Genomic DNA, 15,094 nt, shown 5'->3' with positions numbered 1-15,094 from the left:
GGCTCGCGGCGCTCACGACGACCGCTGCCAGGGCATGAGCAGGCGCCCGAGGGCGCCCAGCAGGGCGGACAGGCCGAACCCGATCAACGCGACCACCAGCAGGCCGACGTACATCGTCTCGACCGAGTAGAGCTGCCAGGCGTTCCAGATCATGAAGCCCAGGCCGGTCTGCGCGCCCACCATCTCGGCGATCGCGATGAGGATCAGGCCGAGGCCGGCTCCGAGCTCGATGCCGGTCATGATGCTCGGCATCGCGCCGGGCACGGCCACGGTGCGGAACACCTGCCACCGACCCGCCCCGAAGTTGCGGGCGACGTCGTAGTGCATCGACGACACCTGCACCACGCCGGCCATGGTGTTGATGACGACCGGGTAGAAGACGCCGATCGCCACCATCACGATCTTCGACATCTCCCCCAGCCCGAAGATCAGCAGGATCAGCGGCAGCAGCGCGCTCTTCGGGATCGGGTAGGTGCCCGACACCAGCGGGCTGATCGCCGCCCGGACCGACCGGTTCAGCCCCATCACGACACCGAGGACGATGGCCGGCACCAGCCCCAGCCAGAAGCCGAGGAAGAGCCGCTGCAAGCTGGCGCCGACGTGGATCCACAGCTCCCCCGACGCCATCAGCGCAACCATCCGGTCGAACACGCTCGACGGGGCGGGGAAGAAACGGGCGTCGATCAGGCCGGTGCGGGCGAGCACCTCCCACAGCGCCAGCAACACGATCGGGGTCAGCACCGCGATGGTGCGGTCCCGCCCGCGTGCCGTCCAGCGCCGCCGGGGGGTCCGCTTCACCGGGGACATGGTCGCGGTCGCCGTGGTGCCCGCGTCGGTGGCGAGTGTCGGGGACATCCGAGCTCCTCTTTCGTGCGATCGGGCCGGTCAGGAACCGCCGGTGGCGGCGGCCGGGCCGAGCTTCCGGACCGCCTTCTGGGCGAATGAGCCGTCCACGAGGGCATCGACGGAGGTCTCGGCCTCGAGCACGCCCTGCTGGCGGAAGAACTCGTAGTCGGTCTTCAGGCTCGCGACGTTCACGTGACCGTCCGGGTCCGCGTAGTTCGGGGTCGACCGGCGGTAGAGCTCGGGATCGATCTTGATGGCCTTCGACACGATCGAGACGATCTCGTCGGCGCCCGGCCCGGTGAGCTTCCCGCCCTTGCTCGCCGCCGCGAAGTCGCGGGCCGCGTGCAGGTAGGCGTTCATGAAGCATTGCGCCGTCGCCGCCCGGTCCTTGCTGAACGCCCCGCTGTAGAGCAGCACCGCGAGCTGCTGGCGGTCGTAGTACTGCGCCGGGTCCGCGAAACGCACCGCGACCCCGCGCTGCTCCGCGATCGTCGCGGACGGCTCGGTGGTCAGGCTCGCGTCGACGGCGCCGTTCTCCAGGCCCGTGACGTGCTCGGGGAATCCGACGTAGGTGTGCTGGACGTCGTTGTAGCCCAGGCCGCCGGCGCGCAGGATCGCCGCGAGTGTGGACGAGGTGGCGGTGGCCTGCGCGGGTTCGGCGACCCGCATCCCCCGCAGGTCGGCGATCGTCCTCACCTTCCCGCTGTCCACCAGGTTCTTTCGCACCAGCAGCGGCATGTACCCGAAGCCGGGCGGCATCGAGCCCTTGTCCGCGACGATGCGCAGCGTGACGCCCCGCGCGACGGCGTTGTAGAAGCCCGCCGACGGGGCGCCGGCACCGACGTCGAGCTGGCCGCTGCCGAGCGGAGCGATCATCTTCGCGGCGGAGTCGAACGGTGCGAACTCGACCGTCAGCCCCTCGCCGGAGAAGTAACCCTTGTCCCGGGCGATGAAGAGCAGGGCGTCGCTGGTGCTGTTGGTGATGCCGGCCCGGACGGTCTGACCGGCGCAGTCGGTGCCCCCGCCGGACTGCGCGGCCCCGCCGCAGCCGGCGACCGCCAGCGCCACCGCGACGGCGGCCCCGATGGCCGACGACCGGGCGGTGATCGATCGTGTTCTTCTCATGAGCTGCGTCCTCCTTGACGCGGCCGCAAGGCCAGTGGTGGGAGCGAGCGGGTCAGATGGACACGAAGTTCTCGCCGGGCGCGGAGACCAGGGCGTCGCGCGCCCCCTCCTGGAAGGCCACCGCCTTCGGCAGGATCACCGACGTGGACCGGACCCGCTGGTCCCCGGGATCGGCGCCGGGCGGCAGCTCACCGTCGGTCCGGGCGTCGAGTGCGGCCAGCAGCCGGCGGCGGGCCAGGATGATCGCGGCGTCGCTGGTGCCGAGCCGCTCCTTGGTGCGGTCGCAGATCGCGCCCATGCTCTCCTGCAGGGACGCGTCCTGCATGGAGATGCCCTCGACGCCGGAGAAGGTCCGCTTCTCGCGCTGGGCGACCCGGTCGATGAGGTAGTCGTTGTCCTTGCTCGCGAGGGGCCGGTAGGTGCCGGGCAGATACTTCACGTGGATGCCCTCGCCGCGGCGCATCGAGTCCAGCTCGCTGTCCGTCAGCGGGCGCGCCGGGTGGTAGTTGATGCTCCAGGCCCAGCAGTTCTCGTCGTCGATCGGCACCCAGGCGTGCCCGCCCAGCGGGTTGTGCGTGCCGAACGGCGGGATGATCGTGTACCACGGCATGATCCACTGGGTGATCCGCCAGTAGTAGTTGTCCTCGTCCACGGTGCGCCGGGCCCCGATGACCAGGCCGCCGTCGGACTCCGCGACCTCGAACTTGGGCCGGGTGTCGGCCTTGAGGTACGTGAGCCCCTCGGTGCCGGCGTGCATGGGGTCGTCGTCGATGTTGAACCGGTGCGCGAACGACACGTGGCTCGAGTCGATCCCGCCCTCCATCGCCTGCAGGTAGTTCGACTCCTGCCAGCGCTTGGAGACGAACCGGTGGCGCTCCGGCAGCACCGCCCACTCCAGCTCGGGCAGCGGCGGCTCGGTCCCCTTCGGTCCCATGTAGGTCCAGATGACCCCGCCGAGCTCGACGCCCGGGTACGCGGTCTGCTTGATCTTCTCCGCGAACGTGCTGCCCTCCGGCTCGGAGGGCATGTCGACGCAGTTGCCCTCGACGTCGTACTTCCAGCCGTGGTAGGCGCAGCGCAGGCCGCACTCCTCGTTGCGGCCGAAGAACAGCGACGCGGTGCGGTGGCTGCAGAACTCGTCGAGCAGGCCGATCCGGCCCTGGGTGTCCTTGATCGCGACGAGCTTCTCCCCGAGCAGCTGGACACGGACCGGGTCGCAGTCCGGGCCGGGCAGCTCCTCCGCGAGCAGGGCCGGGATCCAGTACCGGCGGAACAGTTCTCCCATGGGGGTGCCGGGCCCGGTGCGGACGAGCCGCTCGTTGTTCTGCTCGGTGAGCACGATCCCTCAGCCTCCAGCTCGCGTTCATTATCGCTCTGTGATAACATCACATCGTTCTGTGAGATGAGTATTGGCGATCACACCAGAGGGGTCAAGGGTTGCCGCATGGCTGAACGCAGCGTGACCGGCCGCAGCACGGGGCCCGAGAGCGCGCACCGGGCTCTCGACGTGCTCTTCTTCTTCCGGCCGAACCGACCGTTCGGGAGCGTCAAGGAGATCGCCGCGGAGCTCGGCATCCCGCTGCCGACCGCACACCGCTACGTCGCCCTGCTGCGCGAGCGGGACCTGCTCACCGAGGCCGAGCGCGGCCGCTACCACCTGACCCTGCGCACGCTCTCCCTCGGCGAGGCGGCCCAGGCGGCCACCGGCCTCATCGAGGTCGCCGATCCGTTCGTGCGCGACCTGGTGGCGACCATCGACGAGACGGTGCTCATCGCGCAGCTGGTCGGCGGCCGGCCGGTGTGCATGCACCGGTGGGAGGCGTCGCGGCGGGTGCGGCTGTCGTTCGAGCCGGGGCAGTCACTGCCCCCGCTGCACGGGGCGAGCGTCAAGGTGCTGGTCGGCGGGCTGGCCACCCCGGAGCGGCGGTCCTACGTGCAGCAGGTGATCGGGCACGAGCCGGCACTGGCGGAGCGCCGCGCCGAGTTCGAGAAGGAGGTCCGGCTGGCCGCCGAGCACGGCTGGGCGACGAGCGTCGAGGAGATCGACGAGGGCGTCTGGGCCGCGGCGGCGCGCATCGCGGAGGGCGGCCGCGGAATCGCCGCGCTGTCGGCCCCGTGCCCGATCTTCCGGACCGACGAGGCCCGGCAGCAGGAGGTGCTGGCGCACGTCCGGGCGACCGCCGAGCAGATCAGCCGGGCACTGTCCGGGACGCTCTGACCGCGCTGCGCACCGCCTCAGGGCAGCCGCCACACCGTGCAGCGGCGGATGTCCACGCCCTCCATCTCCGGTACCGGCACGTCGTAGGCCGCCAGCGCCTCGAACCGGCCCTTCGGCATGTAGGTCCGGCCGGGATCTCCGACGAGCACCTCGGATCCGCGGGCCCGGGCCTTCTCCAGGAACGGCAGCACCCGGTCGGCCATCTTCTTGTCGTAACAGACGTCGCCGGCCAGTACGACCTCCGCATCCGGGGGATCCTGGTCCAGCACGTCAGCGGGCAGGCAGGTCACGTCGATCCCGTTGATCGCGGTGTTCAGGGCGATGGCGACGGCCGCGTACTCGTCGATCTCGTTGGCGGTGACGGCGGCGGCTCCGGCCTTCGCCGCCGCGATCGCGACCAGCCCGCAGCCCGACGCGAAGTCGAGGACGGTCCGGCCTGCGACCAGACCGGGGGCGTCGAGCAGGTAGCGGGCGAGCGCCTGACCACCGGCCCAGGCCGCACCCCAGAACGGCGGCGGCAGCCCGGTCCGGCCCAGCTCGGCCTCCATCTGCTCCCACAGCGCGAACACGTCGTCGGCGAGGTGCAGCGTGATCTCCGGGACGTGCGGCGCCGCGGCGAGCCGGGTGTGCGCGCGGATGAAGTCCGCCGGTGCTGCGGCCATGTCTTCCGCGCCCCCCGTAGCCCGTCCGCTGATCGGACGACCCTGCCATGCCGACGGCGCAGTGACTACCGTCGTGGCCGGCACAGGAGGCATGCGATGAGGATCCTCGTCGTCGGGGCCGGCGCGACCGGCGGCTACTTCGGTGGGCGGCTGGCCGCCGCCGGGCGGGACGTCACCTTCCTGGTCCGCCCGGCCCGGGCCAAACAACTCGACGCCGACGGGCTGCGCATCGTCAGCCCGTACGGCGACCTCACGCTGGCGCCGCAACTGGTCACCTCGTCCGAGCTGAGCTCGCCGTTCGACCTGGTGCTCCTCGCGGTCAAGGCCTACGGGCTCGAGCAGGCCGTCACCGATCTGGCGCCCGCGGTCGGACCGGGCACGATGATCCTGCCCGTGCTGAACGGGATGCGTCACCTCGAGGTGCTCGACGACCGGTTCGGCCCGGACGCGGTGCTCGGCGGGGTGTGCTTCATCGCGGCGACGGTCGATCCCGACGGCCACATCGTCCAGCTCAGCGGCCTGCAGGAGCTGTGCTACGGCGACCGGCGCGATCCCTGGTCGACCCGCATCGACGCGCTCGACGAGGACCTGCGGGGAGCCGGGTTCCCCGCCCGGCGGTCGGCCGACATCGTCTCGGCGATGTGGCAGAAGTGGGTGTTCCTCGCCGGCCTCGCCGCCACGACCTGCCTGATGCGCGGCACCGTCGGGGAGATCGAGGCCGCGCCGGGCGGGCGGGAGTTCGCCGGACGGGTCCTGGCCGAGTGCGCCGCGGTCGCAGCCGCCTCCGGCCACTCGGTTCGCGACGGCGCGCTGGAGCGGATCCGGGCGACCCTCACCGAACCCGGATCCGCATTGGCCTCGTCGATGTTCCGGGACCTGCAGCAGGACAAGAGCGTCGAGGTCGACCACATCCTGGGCGACCTGATCGACCGCGCCCGGCGTCTCGGCGTCGCGGTGCCGCTGCTCGAGGTCGCGTTCACCCACCTCACCGTGTACCAGCATCGCCTCGCGCACTGACCCCGGCCGCGGTGGGTCACGAGCCGAAGGGAGCCCCTCCCCTCCCCTCCCCTCCCTTCCCCCGAGTTCTCACGAACGGCACTTTCGTTCCATAGGTGTGAACGAAAGTGCCGTTCGTGGCAGGGGGCGCGGCTGGGGCGGCGAGGGGGTGCTGCTGGTCAGGCGGGCTCGCCGTGTCCCCCGAGGGCGTCGAGCACCTCATCCGACTCGCGAGTCGGGTGGATCGTGAACAGCGCCTCCACTCCGGTGAGCCGCAGCACCCGCTGCAGCGAAGGGTGCAGCCCGCGCAGGACCACCGTCCCGCCGTGCCGGGTGGCGCGGCGGTAGGCCCCGATCAGCACGGACAACCCGGCGGAGTCGCAGAACACCAACAGCCTCACGTCGAACACCAGGTGGGGGTGCGCGGTGTCCAGGGCCCGGCGCACGTGCTCCTCGAGCACGGGCGCGGTGCGGTGGTCCAGCTCGCCGTGCAGGGTGATGCACGGCGAGCGCCCTTCGATCGACGACTCGATGCGCAGCAGGTCGGGCGGGGTGCTCACCGCGGGGACCTCCCGGTGGCGGGGCCGGGATGGGAACCGGCCAGCAGCGTGCGGCCGTCGGCCAGGCAGTCCTGCGCGAACGGGAAGTCGTGCAGCCCGGCGTGGAACACCTCCGGCACGGCGTCCAGGCCCGCGGCGGGCGCGTTCCGGGCCTCCAGGACACCGGCGAGCCAGCCCAGGTACTCGACGAACAGATCGCGGTCGGTCAGGTAGACGGCGGCGGCGAGGAAGTCCAGGACCTGCGCGATGTCGTCCTCGACGCCCGCGTCCGGCGGATGGTCGTGCGGACCGGCCAGCGGGGAGAAGCCGTGCAGGCGGGCCACAGCCGATCCGATCAGCCGGCGACGGCGCTCGGTCAGGCCGGCGTACTCCGGCCCGTTGAAACCCTCGCCCGCCGGCGCGGGAGCCGCCCAGGGTTGCCGGTCGAGCAGCGCCGCCGCCTCGGCTGCGGTGCCCGCCCACGCGTCCACCCCGAGTCGGCGGGCCCACCGACCCTGCGCGCCGAACCCGGCACCGCCGGCCAGCACCGGGGTGCCGGTGCGCTGCGCCGCGATGATCGTCTGGTGGGCGGTGGGCAGGTGCGCCGGCAGCGCACAGCTCACCGCGACGACGTCCGGACCGTGCAGATGCAGGTAGGACACCAGGTGGGCGGCCGGGACGCTGGCGCCCAGGAAGGTCACCCGCCAGCCGTGCACCCGCAGGACCTCGGCCACGATCCGCCCCGGCAGGGTATGCCACTCCCCGTCCAGGCAACCCAGCACGACGTGGCCGCGCTCGGCCGTACCCCGGGTGCGTGCTCCGACGGCGGCGACGACCCGCTCGTTGACGGCGGTCGCGGCGTGCTCCTGGGCCACGCTCCACTCCGCCGTCTGCCACAGCAGCCCCACCCGTTCCTGAGCGCCGCCGACCAGCCGCAGCAGCACCTGTTCCGTCGTCGCCCCCGCGTCCAGCAACCCCGTGGCGATGTCGACGGCGTGCTGTTCGTCGGCGCGGCCGAGAGCGTCGAAGAACTCCTCGGCGGCCTGGTCGACGAGACCGTCGGAGGTGGTCGGAGGCAGGGCGGTGGTCAAGCGGTCTCCTCCGCGCTCGGATCGGGCCGGGTCGGTTGAACGGAGTGCAGGTGCCTGCGGGTGCTGCCGGTGCGCGGCGGGCTCGCCGGCAGCGGCGCCTGGATCACCAGGACGGCGATGTCGTCATGGTGCCCACTGGCGAGCCAGCGGGTGGTGTGCAGCTCGACGCGCTCGGCGATCGCCGGCGCCGGCATGACGTGGCAGCCGGACAACAGATCGGCCACCCGCTGCTCGTCGAAGGTCTGGCGGCCGTCCGGCCCGCCGCGGGCCTCGGTGACCCCGTCGGTGTAGAGCACGCAGGCCTCACCGGGGGCCAGGTCGACGGTGCGGGACCGGAACCGGGCCGACGGCACCGCGCCGACCAGCATTCCGCCGATCTCGACCATCTCGACGCCGTCGCGGCGCACGATCAGCGGCGGCTGGTGCCCACCGCCGGCGAGTTCCAGGCGCAGCCCGCCCCCCGCCGTCGGGGTCGCCGCACCGAGCACGACCGTGGCGAAGCTCGGGTCGGCGTCCTCCGGCATCGTCTCGAGCATCGTGGCGTTGAGCAGTTCGAGCAGCCGGACCGGGTCGCGCTCCAGCCGGCGCAGCGCCTGCACCGACTGCCGCAACTGCCCGGTGCTGACCGCGGCGTCGACGCCCTTGCCGCACACGTCGCCGAGCAGGAACATCACCCTGCCGCCGGGGTCGGGGTGCACGTCGTAGAAGTCGCCGCCGATCAGCAGGCCCTGCTCGGCGGGGCGGTAGGCGGCGCCGAAGGTCATCCCGGGCAGCGTCGGCAACGACGGTTGCAGCAGGCTTCGTTTGAGCACCGCGGCGGTCCTGGCCTGCTGGGCGTACAGCGCGGCCGCGGCGAGGGCGATGCCGCCCCGCTGGGCGAACTCCTCGGCCAGGGCCGCGTCGACCTCCTCCGCCGCGGCTGCCTCGCCCTCCCGGCGCACCAGCACCAGCGCCCCCGCAGGCACCCCGTTGCCGGGCAGCGGCATCACGGCCGCCTGTAGTGGGCCGGACGGCGGAGGCGGGGTCCACGGGATCTCGGCGTGCTCGACCGGCAGCGGCCGCGGCCCGTCCTCCAGGCCGCTGAGCGCGTCCGCGACCGGCGCCGGCAGGTCGGCCACGGCGAGCCGGCCGGAGGTCGGCGGCCCGGCGCGCTCGCACCGGACCCACTCGACCACGCCGGTCTGCACCGGCCGCACGACGACCGCGGCGTCGGCCAGTTCCACAACGGCCAGTTCCGCCACGGTGCGTGCCGTGCGGCCCGGGTGCAGAGACAGTCCGAGGCGACGACTGGCGGCCGCCAGGAAGCGGGAGCGCGCCCGCTCGGCGAGCAGGCTGTCCATCCGGGTGTGCTGTTCGGTGACGTCCTGGATGTGCCAGGCGGTCCAGCCGTCCGGCAGTGGCTGCCGCCGCGCGGCCAGGAACCGGCCGTCGAGGTCGAGGTCGACCTGCGCGGCGCCGGCCCCGGAGTCCGCGGTGAGCGCGGCCGGCCCGGCCGCGGCGAGCAGCTCACCGACCCGAAGACCGGGCACCAGCCGGGTCGCCGCGGCATTGACCACCCGCACCACACCGCGCTCGTCGCAGGCCAGCACACCGCTGTCGGAGCCGTCGAGCAACAGATCGGCCAGGCTCCGCTGCGGGGGGTCGACCGGATCCGGTGGGATGACAGGTGCGATCGGAACGCCGACCGACGTGGCCGGGTCACCGCCGGCCTCCTCGACGGCCCCGCCGCCGAGCCCGGCGGTGACCCGGTCCACATCGGTGTCCTTACCCCGACAGATCAATCGCGATCCCTCCGCTTGATGGCACCCACCCCGGCCATCGAGCGGATCCTCGGGGCCGAGGCTAGACGCCGCACCCGAAAGGTTCAGGATGTGGCTCGCTGCACCGGTTCGGAATAAGGGGATCGGCCCCGGGGTACCACGGGGTGTGAAATACGGTGTCGCCACATTCGTGACCGATGAAGGCATCCGGCCCGACGTCCTGGGGAAGGCGCTGGAGGAACGCGGGTTCGACTCGATGTTCCTCGCCGAACACTCGCACATCCCCGCCAGCCGGGAGACGCCCTATCCCGGCGGCGGAGAGCTTCCGCGGCCCTACTACCGCACGCTCGACCCGTTCGTGGCGTTGACCGCGGCGGGGGCGGCGACGACGAACCTCCTGCTGGCCACCGGCATCGCGCTGCTCCCGCAGCGGGACCTGATCCACACGGCCAAGGAGGTCGCCAGCGTCGACCTGCTGTCCGGCGGGCGCTTCGTGTTCGGCGTCGGCGTCGGCTGGAACCGCGAGGAGATGCGCAACCACGGCACCGAACCGCGGACCCGCGGCGCCCTGATGGACGAGGAACTCGAAGCCCTCAACCTCATCTGGACCCAGGACGTCGCCGAGTACCACGGACGGTTCATCAACTTCGACCCGATCTACGCGTGGCCGAAGCCGGTGCAGAAGCCGCATCCGCCGATCTACATCGGCGGGGAGAGCGAGGCCGCGCTGAACCGGGTGCTGAAGTTCGGCGACGGATGGTTGCCGCGCGCGGGCACCCCGGCCGAGGAGCTGCGCCGGGTGCGGCAGTGGCTCGCCGACCACGGCCGCCCCGGCATGCCGTTCACGGTCTTCGGTGCGGGCCGGGACCCCGGCGAGCTGGACGGCTACGTCGAGGCCGAGGTGGAACGGGCGGCGTTCATGCTCGACACCCTCCCGGAGGCGGAGACTCTGACCGAGCTCGACAAGCTCGCCGAGCTGGGGCGCCGCTACAGCTGAGGCGAGGTCAGCCCGGCAGAGGATCGCGCGCCCGACGGGGGCCGCAGCCCGTCGAGCACCAGGCCCAGGTAGCGCCGCCGCCGCGCGGCCAGCTCGGCGGGGCTCCCCGGGCCGGCCGCGCACGGGTCGGCCAGCCCGGGCGGGCCGAGCGTCGAGACCACCATGAGCACGACGGCCGACAGGTCGCGCAGTTCCAGGTCGGCTCGCACCACACCGGTGGCCTGCGCGCGGTCGAGGACATCGGCGAGCGGGCCGAGGAACCGGCCGACGGTCCCCGCGGTGATCGCGCCCGCGTCCTTGGCCGCACCGAGGATCGCGCGGTGCGCGGCGACCGTGGCGACGGCCGCGTCGAGCATCTCGACCAGGCCGGCCCACGGATCCGCCGCCCGGGCGGCGCGCTCCGCCAGCGGCTCGATCTCCTCGGCGAAGTACTGCTCGAAGACGGCCGCGACCAGCTCGTCACGGCCGGCGAACCGGCGGTAGAGGGTGGCCACCCCGACGCCGGCACGGCGCGCGACCTCCTCGAGCGGTGCGGCGGCGGTACCCGACTCCTGGAACACCGCCCGCGCCGCCCGGACGAGCCGCTCGTGGTTGCGCGCCGCGTCGGCGCGCAACGGGCGCGGGGCCGGAGCCGTCACGGGGCGCACGCTGACACCGGGGCCCACCGGCCCGGCGTCAGCCCTCCGACCGCAGCCGCAGCGCGCCGGACGGGCAGCGGTCGACGGCGTCGCGCACCCCGTCCGGGTCGACGGCCGCCGGGTCGTCGACGAGCGGCACGACGATGCCGTCGTCGTCCTGGTCGAACAGGTCCGGTGCGGTCAGCACGCAGTTGCCCGCCCCGATGCAGACCTCGCGGTCGATCTCCAGGTGCACGTCGCCCCTCCTCTGCGCTCACCACTCCACCGGGAGCGCATTCAGACCGTAGACCAGATGCGAGGACCGGAAATCGATGTCCTCGTCGGGCACGGCGAGTCGCAGTCCGGGGAACCGGCGCAGCAGCGCGGGGAACCCGATCCGCATCTCCATCCGGGCCAGCGGCGCGCCCAGGCAGTGGTGCACGCCGTGCCCGAACGCCAGGTGCGAGGCGGCCCGGCGGGTGACGTCGAGCCGATCGGCGTCCTCGCCGAGCTCGGGGTCGCGGTCGGCCACGGTGATCGAGCAGACGACAAGGTCACCGGCGCGCACCCGGTGCCCGCCGACGGTGGTGTCCACGGTCGCCATCCGCGGCACGCTGGCGTGCACGACGCTGAGCCAGCGCAGCAGCTCCTCGATCGCGGTGTCCACCGCGGCGGGGTCGTCGCGGACCACAGCGAGCTGGTCGGGGTGCTCCAGCAGCGCGAGCGTGCCCAGCCCCAGCATGTTCGAGGTGGTCTCGTGGCCGCCGATGAGCAGCAGCGTGGCCACCCCGACCAGCTCGGCATGGGTGATGTCGTCACCGTGCTCGCGGACGAGCATGCCGATCATGTCCTCCCCCGGCTCCCGGCGGGCGCGGGTGACCAGCTCGGACATGTACACCCGCGAGGCCGCGGCGGCCGCCGTGCGGGCCTGCTCGCCGCGCCCCACGTCGAGCATCGTGCCGGTCCGCTCCTGGAACGCGGCCCGGTCGCCGGAGGGCACCCCGAGCAGTTCGCAGATCACCAGCGAGGGGACGGGCAACGCGAACTCCGTCACCAGGTCGGCGGGTGGGCCGGCCTCCTGCATCGCGTCGAGGTGCTCGTCGACGAGCTCGTGGATCCGCGGCTCGAGCCGGCGCATCCGCTTCGCGGTGAACTCCCGGGTGAGGACGCGCCGCAGCCGGGTGTGCTCGGGTGGGTCGTAGGAGAGCAGGAAACCGGGCATCAGGGGCAGCCCGCCCGGGGCTTCACCGGGGGTGCCGTCCGGCCTGCGCACCTGGTTGCTGAAGTGCTCGGTGTCACCGAGGACCTCACGGACGTCGGCGTGACGCGTGACCAGCCACGCCGTTGAGCCGAACGGGGTACGGACCGACTCCACGCCCTCCCGGTCGCGCATCCTCTCCAGCTCGGGCAGCGGGGCGAACCGCAGGCGCTGCATGTACGCGGGCATCACCGGGGCTCGGCTCACGGGACCGCCTCCTCTGCCTTCGGTGGGGTCCGTCGCGGCCGACGCTACCACCGAATCGAGAGTTGACTCTCACTTTACCGGCTCGCCGGGAATGTGCCCGCGGTCACCGGCGTTGAGGATGAACGGAGTGAGCATCGCGAGAAGTACCGAGACGAACGTGACATGCGCGGAGTGCGGGGACACCCTGCTCGACGAGCGTGCCGAACTGGGATACGACTACTGCACGAAGCCGGACTGCCAGGCCAAACGCCACCGCGGGTTGACGATCACGGCGATCGGGGTGAACAAGAGCGCCGACAGCTTCATCGTGGCCGACGAGGACGAGATCCGCAGACGCGCCGAGACCGGGGAGTTCGCGAAGAAGGACACGAACCTCGGCATCGGCTACCGCGCCATCGGGCCACGGCCGGCGGCACAGCCGACGCCGCAGCCCCGCCGACCGGTCGCATCCGTCCGGCGGCCACCGGCCCGCCGGACGTGGAGCCCCGAGCAGGAGAAGATCGTGCGGCTGTACCACGACATGGGGCTGCGCCCGGCCCAGATCGTCGAGCGCGCGGGGCGGAACACGCCGCGGCTGGGCATCACCGCCGCGCTGGTCACCAAGATCCTCTCGTCGAACCCGGCCCGGTGATCCGGGCCCGAGGCCTGCGCCCTCTCCCGTGATCGGGAGGGGGCGCAGTCATGTGTGCCGTCAGCGCCCCCACCGGCGCGCATGTCCTCCTCGACGCCCGTGTGGCCGCCCGGGATGTCGCCGTTCGGCTCGGGCGGGCGCTCCAGAAGGGGCAGACCACGCCTGGATCGCTTCAGACGAGCGGCGGGAAGGGCACGGGTTCGCGCCGCTCGCCCTGCTCGAACAGGGCCATCGCGGAGCCCACGATCCGCGGATCGGGGGTTCCGACGACCTCGGGGTCCTTGTCGGGGTAGTCGAAGAGGCTCAGCACGTAGCGCATCGCCTCGATCCGGGCGCGCTTCTTGTCGTTGCTCTTGACGATGGTCCAGGGCGCGTCGGCGGTGTCGGTGTAGAACAGCATCGCCTCCTTGGCCTCGGTGTACTCGTCCCACTTCTCGAGTGAGGCGAGGTCGGTCGGGCTGAGCTTCCACTGCCGCACCGGATCGATCTGGCGGATGACGAAGCGGGTGCGCTGTTCGCCGCGGGACACCGAGAACCACAGTTTGATCAGGTGGATGTGGCTGCGGACGAGCATGCGTTCCAGCTCGGGCACCTCCCGGAGGAACTCCATGTAGTCACGCGGGTCGGTGAACCCCATGACCCGCTCGACGCCGGCGCGGTTGTACCAGCTGCGGTCGAACAGCACGATCTCGCCGGCCGCGGGCAGGTGCGCGATGTAGCGCTGGAAGTACCACTGCGTCTGTTCCCGTTCGCTGGGCTTGGCCAGCGCGACGACCCGGGCGCCGCGGGGGTTGAGGTGCTCCATGAACCGCTTGATCGTGCTGCCCTTCCCGGCCGCGTCGCGGCCCTCGAACAGCACGACGATCTTCTGCCCGGTGTCCTTGACCCAGTACTGCAGCTTGAGCAACTCGATCTGCAGCAGCCGCTTGACCCGGTCGTACTCCTCCCGGGACATCCGTTCCTCGTAGGGGTAGCCCTCGCGCCACGTCTCCACCGGCTTGCCGTCGGGACCGATGAGGACGGGGTCGCCGTCGTCGCTGTCGTCCACCCGCAGGTCGCCGAGGTGTTCGAACACGTCCAGCCCGCTGGGGAGCGGGCCCGGTGCGCCGGGCCGGGCCGGCTCCTGGCCGTTCGACTCCCCCCGGACCGCCAGCGGGTTCGGCGAGCCGTCCGAGCCATCGCGGTGCGCCGCGGGCGTCTTCTTCCGGGCTGAGCCCACCGCCGCCTCCTCGCGCCTCCTCGTCCGCTCCGGACGACGCTGCGGTTACCCATCCACGCGGGTGCGTGCACCTCACACCGGATGCGTCACGCCCAGTCCCCGGTGAGCAGCGGCGCGAGCGGGTGCACGTCACGCTCCAGACCCAGCTCGCTGAAGAAGGCGGCGGACTCCGGGGTCTCGTGCTCGGGGTCGAACGTGATGCCCAGTTCCCGGCCGACGTCGAGGGCGGCCCCGACGAGAACGATCTCCGCGCCGGGGTGGTCGAGGAGCTCCGGCGGGTCCAGCTCGATGAAACGCCGGCCGGAGAACTCCGCGCGCAGCCGGGGCGGGTAGGCGGGCTTCCTGGATCCGCGCGGGCCCAGCCCGGTCGGCGGGCCGACGTCGGGGTTCTTGACCATGACGACGAAGCTCGCCTCGCGGGCGATGTCCAGGTCGCGTTGCACCGGCCCCGGCGACGCCGGCAGCTCCAGCCCGTAGGCCAGGTGGGTGTGGTTGACGTGCCGGACGATCGCGTAGATGCCCTCACCGGCGGGCCGGCCCGGCGGCTCCGTGCGCGGCCCCCGGGTCTTCGTCCGGTACTGGCGGGGGTCCAGTTCGTCCTCGAGGCGCTCCGGATCGCCGGTCACGAGGTCGACGAGGCCCCAGGTGCGCTCGTGGGCCCTGGGGTCCGGGAGGCGTTTGCGGCCGATGATGATCCGCCGGAACACCGCCCGCCGGTCCGGTCTGACGATCATGTAGAAGCGCTGGACGTCCGCCGGGCCCCTGGCGCGTCCCACATCCACCCGGGGCCGGTAGCAGAAGAAGACGTGGCCCCGCTCGAGTTCCTCCGCCATCCGTCGACCTCACCTCGCCGGTGCCGACGAGCGGCCCCGCCGCAGTACCGGCGGGCCCGGCTCGACCTCCCACCACCAGCATCCACGACACCGCG

At 72.5% G+C, this 15,094-nt stretch carries 16 protein-coding genes; 4 read left to right on the top strand and 12 right to left on the bottom strand.

All coding sequences use genetic code 11. The features are described 5' to 3' along the window. Positions 1-12: 12 nt before the first annotated feature. From HF526_RS09020 to HF526_RS09010, 3 genes are read right to left on the bottom strand one after another with little or no spacing between them, the layout of a single operon-like run. Complete coding sequence (locus HF526_RS09020) at positions 13-855, bottom strand: ABC transporter permease (protein WP_211176975.1); 843 nt, start codon at positions 853-855, stop codon at positions 13-15. A 30-nt stretch (positions 856-885) separates the two neighbouring features. Next, a complete protein-coding gene (locus HF526_RS09015) occupies positions 886-1,971 on the bottom strand; it encodes an ABC transporter substrate-binding protein (protein ID WP_169380891.1) in 1,086 nt (361 codons plus the stop codon). A 52-nt stretch (positions 1,972-2,023) separates the two neighbouring features. Then, complete coding sequence (locus HF526_RS09010) at positions 2,024-3,310, bottom strand: Rieske 2Fe-2S domain-containing protein (protein WP_169380890.1); 1,287 nt, start codon at positions 3,308-3,310, stop codon at positions 2,024-2,026. Between the two features lie 105 nt (positions 3,311-3,415). On the opposite strand from HF526_RS09010, the gene HF526_RS09005 reads away from it, so the two are divergent. Beyond that, entirely contained in the window at positions 3,416-4,189 is a 774-nt protein-coding gene (locus tag HF526_RS09005) for an IclR family transcriptional regulator (protein ID WP_169380889.1), read from the top strand. 17 nt (positions 4,190-4,206) lie between these two features. On the opposite strand, the gene HF526_RS09000 is transcribed toward HF526_RS09005, so the two are convergent. After that, positions 4,207-4,851 (bottom strand): class I SAM-dependent methyltransferase, encoded by a 645-nt coding sequence (locus HF526_RS09000; protein WP_169380888.1) that lies wholly within the window; start codon positions 4,849-4,851, stop codon positions 4,207-4,209. Positions 4,852-4,947: 96 nt separating this feature from the next. Here HF526_RS09000 and panE point away from each other — a divergent pair, with 96 nt between their 5' ends. Beyond that, positions 4,948-5,868: a 2-dehydropantoate 2-reductase gene (gene panE / locus HF526_RS08995; RefSeq protein WP_169380887.1), complete on the top strand. Its 921-nt coding sequence runs from the start codon at positions 4,948-4,950 to the stop codon at positions 5,866-5,868. A gap of 158 nt (positions 5,869-6,026) precedes the next feature. Here panE and HF526_RS08990 read toward each other — a convergent pair whose 3' ends face one another. The 3 genes from HF526_RS08990 to HF526_RS36855 are packed head-to-tail and all read right to left on the bottom strand — an operon-like array spanning position 6,027 to position 9,231. Beyond that, positions 6,027-6,407: an anti-sigma factor antagonist gene (locus HF526_RS08990; RefSeq protein ID WP_169380886.1), complete on the bottom strand. Its 381-nt coding sequence runs from the start codon at positions 6,405-6,407 to the stop codon at positions 6,027-6,029. After that, positions 6,404-7,477 carry a cobalamin B12-binding domain-containing protein gene (locus tag HF526_RS08985; protein ID WP_211176974.1) on the bottom strand — a complete coding sequence of 358 codons (1,074 nt, stop codon included), beginning with the start codon at positions 7,475-7,477 and terminating at the stop codon, positions 6,404-6,406. Before HF526_RS08985 ends, HF526_RS08990 begins: the two co-directional genes overlap by 4 nt. After that, positions 7,474-9,231, bottom strand: coding sequence for a SpoIIE family protein phosphatase (locus tag HF526_RS36855; RefSeq protein ID WP_169380885.1), 1,758 nt, complete (start codon positions 9,229-9,231; stop codon positions 7,474-7,476). The genes HF526_RS08985 and HF526_RS36855 overlap by 4 nt, the downstream gene beginning before the upstream one ends. Before the next feature lie 172 nt (positions 9,232-9,403). Here HF526_RS36855 and HF526_RS08975 point away from each other — a divergent pair, with 172 nt between their 5' ends. Beyond that, positions 9,404-10,234, top strand: coding sequence for a TIGR03619 family F420-dependent LLM class oxidoreductase (locus HF526_RS08975; RefSeq protein ID WP_169380884.1), 831 nt, complete (start codon positions 9,404-9,406; stop codon positions 10,232-10,234). Here the strand turns inward: HF526_RS08975 and HF526_RS08970 are convergent. Genes HF526_RS08970 through HF526_RS08960 form a run of 3 tightly spaced genes read right to left on the bottom strand, consistent with a single transcriptional unit; the run spans position 10,225 to position 12,316 of the window. Continuing rightward, a complete protein-coding gene (locus HF526_RS08970; protein WP_169380883.1) occupies positions 10,225-10,872 on the bottom strand; it encodes a TetR family transcriptional regulator in 648 nt (215 codons plus the stop codon). The two genes, HF526_RS08975 and HF526_RS08970, sit on opposite strands and share 10 nt — an antisense overlap. A gap of 37 nt (positions 10,873-10,909) precedes the next feature. Beyond that, entirely contained in the window at positions 10,910-11,107 is a 198-nt protein-coding gene (locus HF526_RS08965) for a (4Fe-4S)-binding protein (protein WP_169380882.1), read from the bottom strand. A gap of 18 nt (positions 11,108-11,125) precedes the next feature. After that, positions 11,126-12,316: a cytochrome P450 gene (locus HF526_RS08960; RefSeq protein ID WP_338051373.1), complete on the bottom strand. Its 1,191-nt coding sequence runs from the start codon at positions 12,314-12,316 to the stop codon at positions 11,126-11,128. A gap of 127 nt (positions 12,317-12,443) precedes the next feature. On the opposite strand from HF526_RS08960, the gene HF526_RS08955 reads away from it, so the two are divergent. Then, positions 12,444-12,947, top strand: coding sequence for a hypothetical protein (locus tag HF526_RS08955; protein ID WP_169380881.1), 504 nt, complete (start codon positions 12,444-12,446; stop codon positions 12,945-12,947). A 172-nt stretch (positions 12,948-13,119) separates the two neighbouring features. Here HF526_RS08955 and ppk2 read toward each other — a convergent pair whose 3' ends face one another. Both ppk2 and HF526_RS08945 read right to left on the bottom strand, forming a co-directional pair. After that, positions 13,120-14,166, bottom strand: coding sequence for a polyphosphate kinase 2 (ppk2, locus tag HF526_RS08950; protein WP_420821603.1), 1,047 nt, complete (start codon positions 14,164-14,166; stop codon positions 13,120-13,122). Positions 14,167-14,252: 86 nt separating this feature from the next. Next, the gene (locus HF526_RS08945) at positions 14,253-14,999 is read right to left on the bottom strand and encodes a hypothetical protein (protein ID WP_169380880.1); all 747 of its coding nucleotides are present in this window, start codon (positions 14,997-14,999) and stop codon (positions 14,253-14,255) included. Positions 15,000-15,094: the final 95 nt, after the last annotated feature.

Origin of the sequence: Pseudonocardia acidicola, assembly GCF_012911935.1 — a bacterium.
GTDB classification, from domain to species: Bacteria; Actinomycetota; Actinomycetes; order Mycobacteriales; family Pseudonocardiaceae; genus Pseudonocardia; species Pseudonocardia acidicola.
Note: the sequence above shows the minus strand (reverse complement) of the source record. Positions and strands in the feature narration are given on the sequence as shown.

Coding starts and splice junctions, on each gene's coding strand:
- HF526_RS09020 (WP_211176975.1), bottom strand. CDS start 855: ATGTCCCCGACACTCGCCACCGACGCGGGCACCACGGCGACCGCGACC.
- HF526_RS09015 (WP_169380891.1), bottom strand. CDS start 1,971: ATGAGAAGAACACGATCGATCACCGCCCGGTCGTCGGCCATCGGGGCC.
- HF526_RS09005 (WP_169380889.1), top strand. CDS start 3,416: ATGGCTGAACGCAGCGTGACCGGCCGCAGCACGGGGCCCGAGAGCGCG.
- HF526_RS09000 (WP_169380888.1), bottom strand. CDS start 4,851: ATGGCCGCAGCACCGGCGGACTTCATCCGCGCGCACACCCGGCTCGCC.
- panE (WP_169380887.1), top strand. CDS start 4,948: ATGAGGATCCTCGTCGTCGGGGCCGGCGCGACCGGCGGCTACTTCGGT.
- HF526_RS08945 (WP_169380880.1), bottom strand. CDS start 14,999: ATGGCGGAGGAACTCGAGCGGGGCCACGTCTTCTTCTGCTACCGGCCC.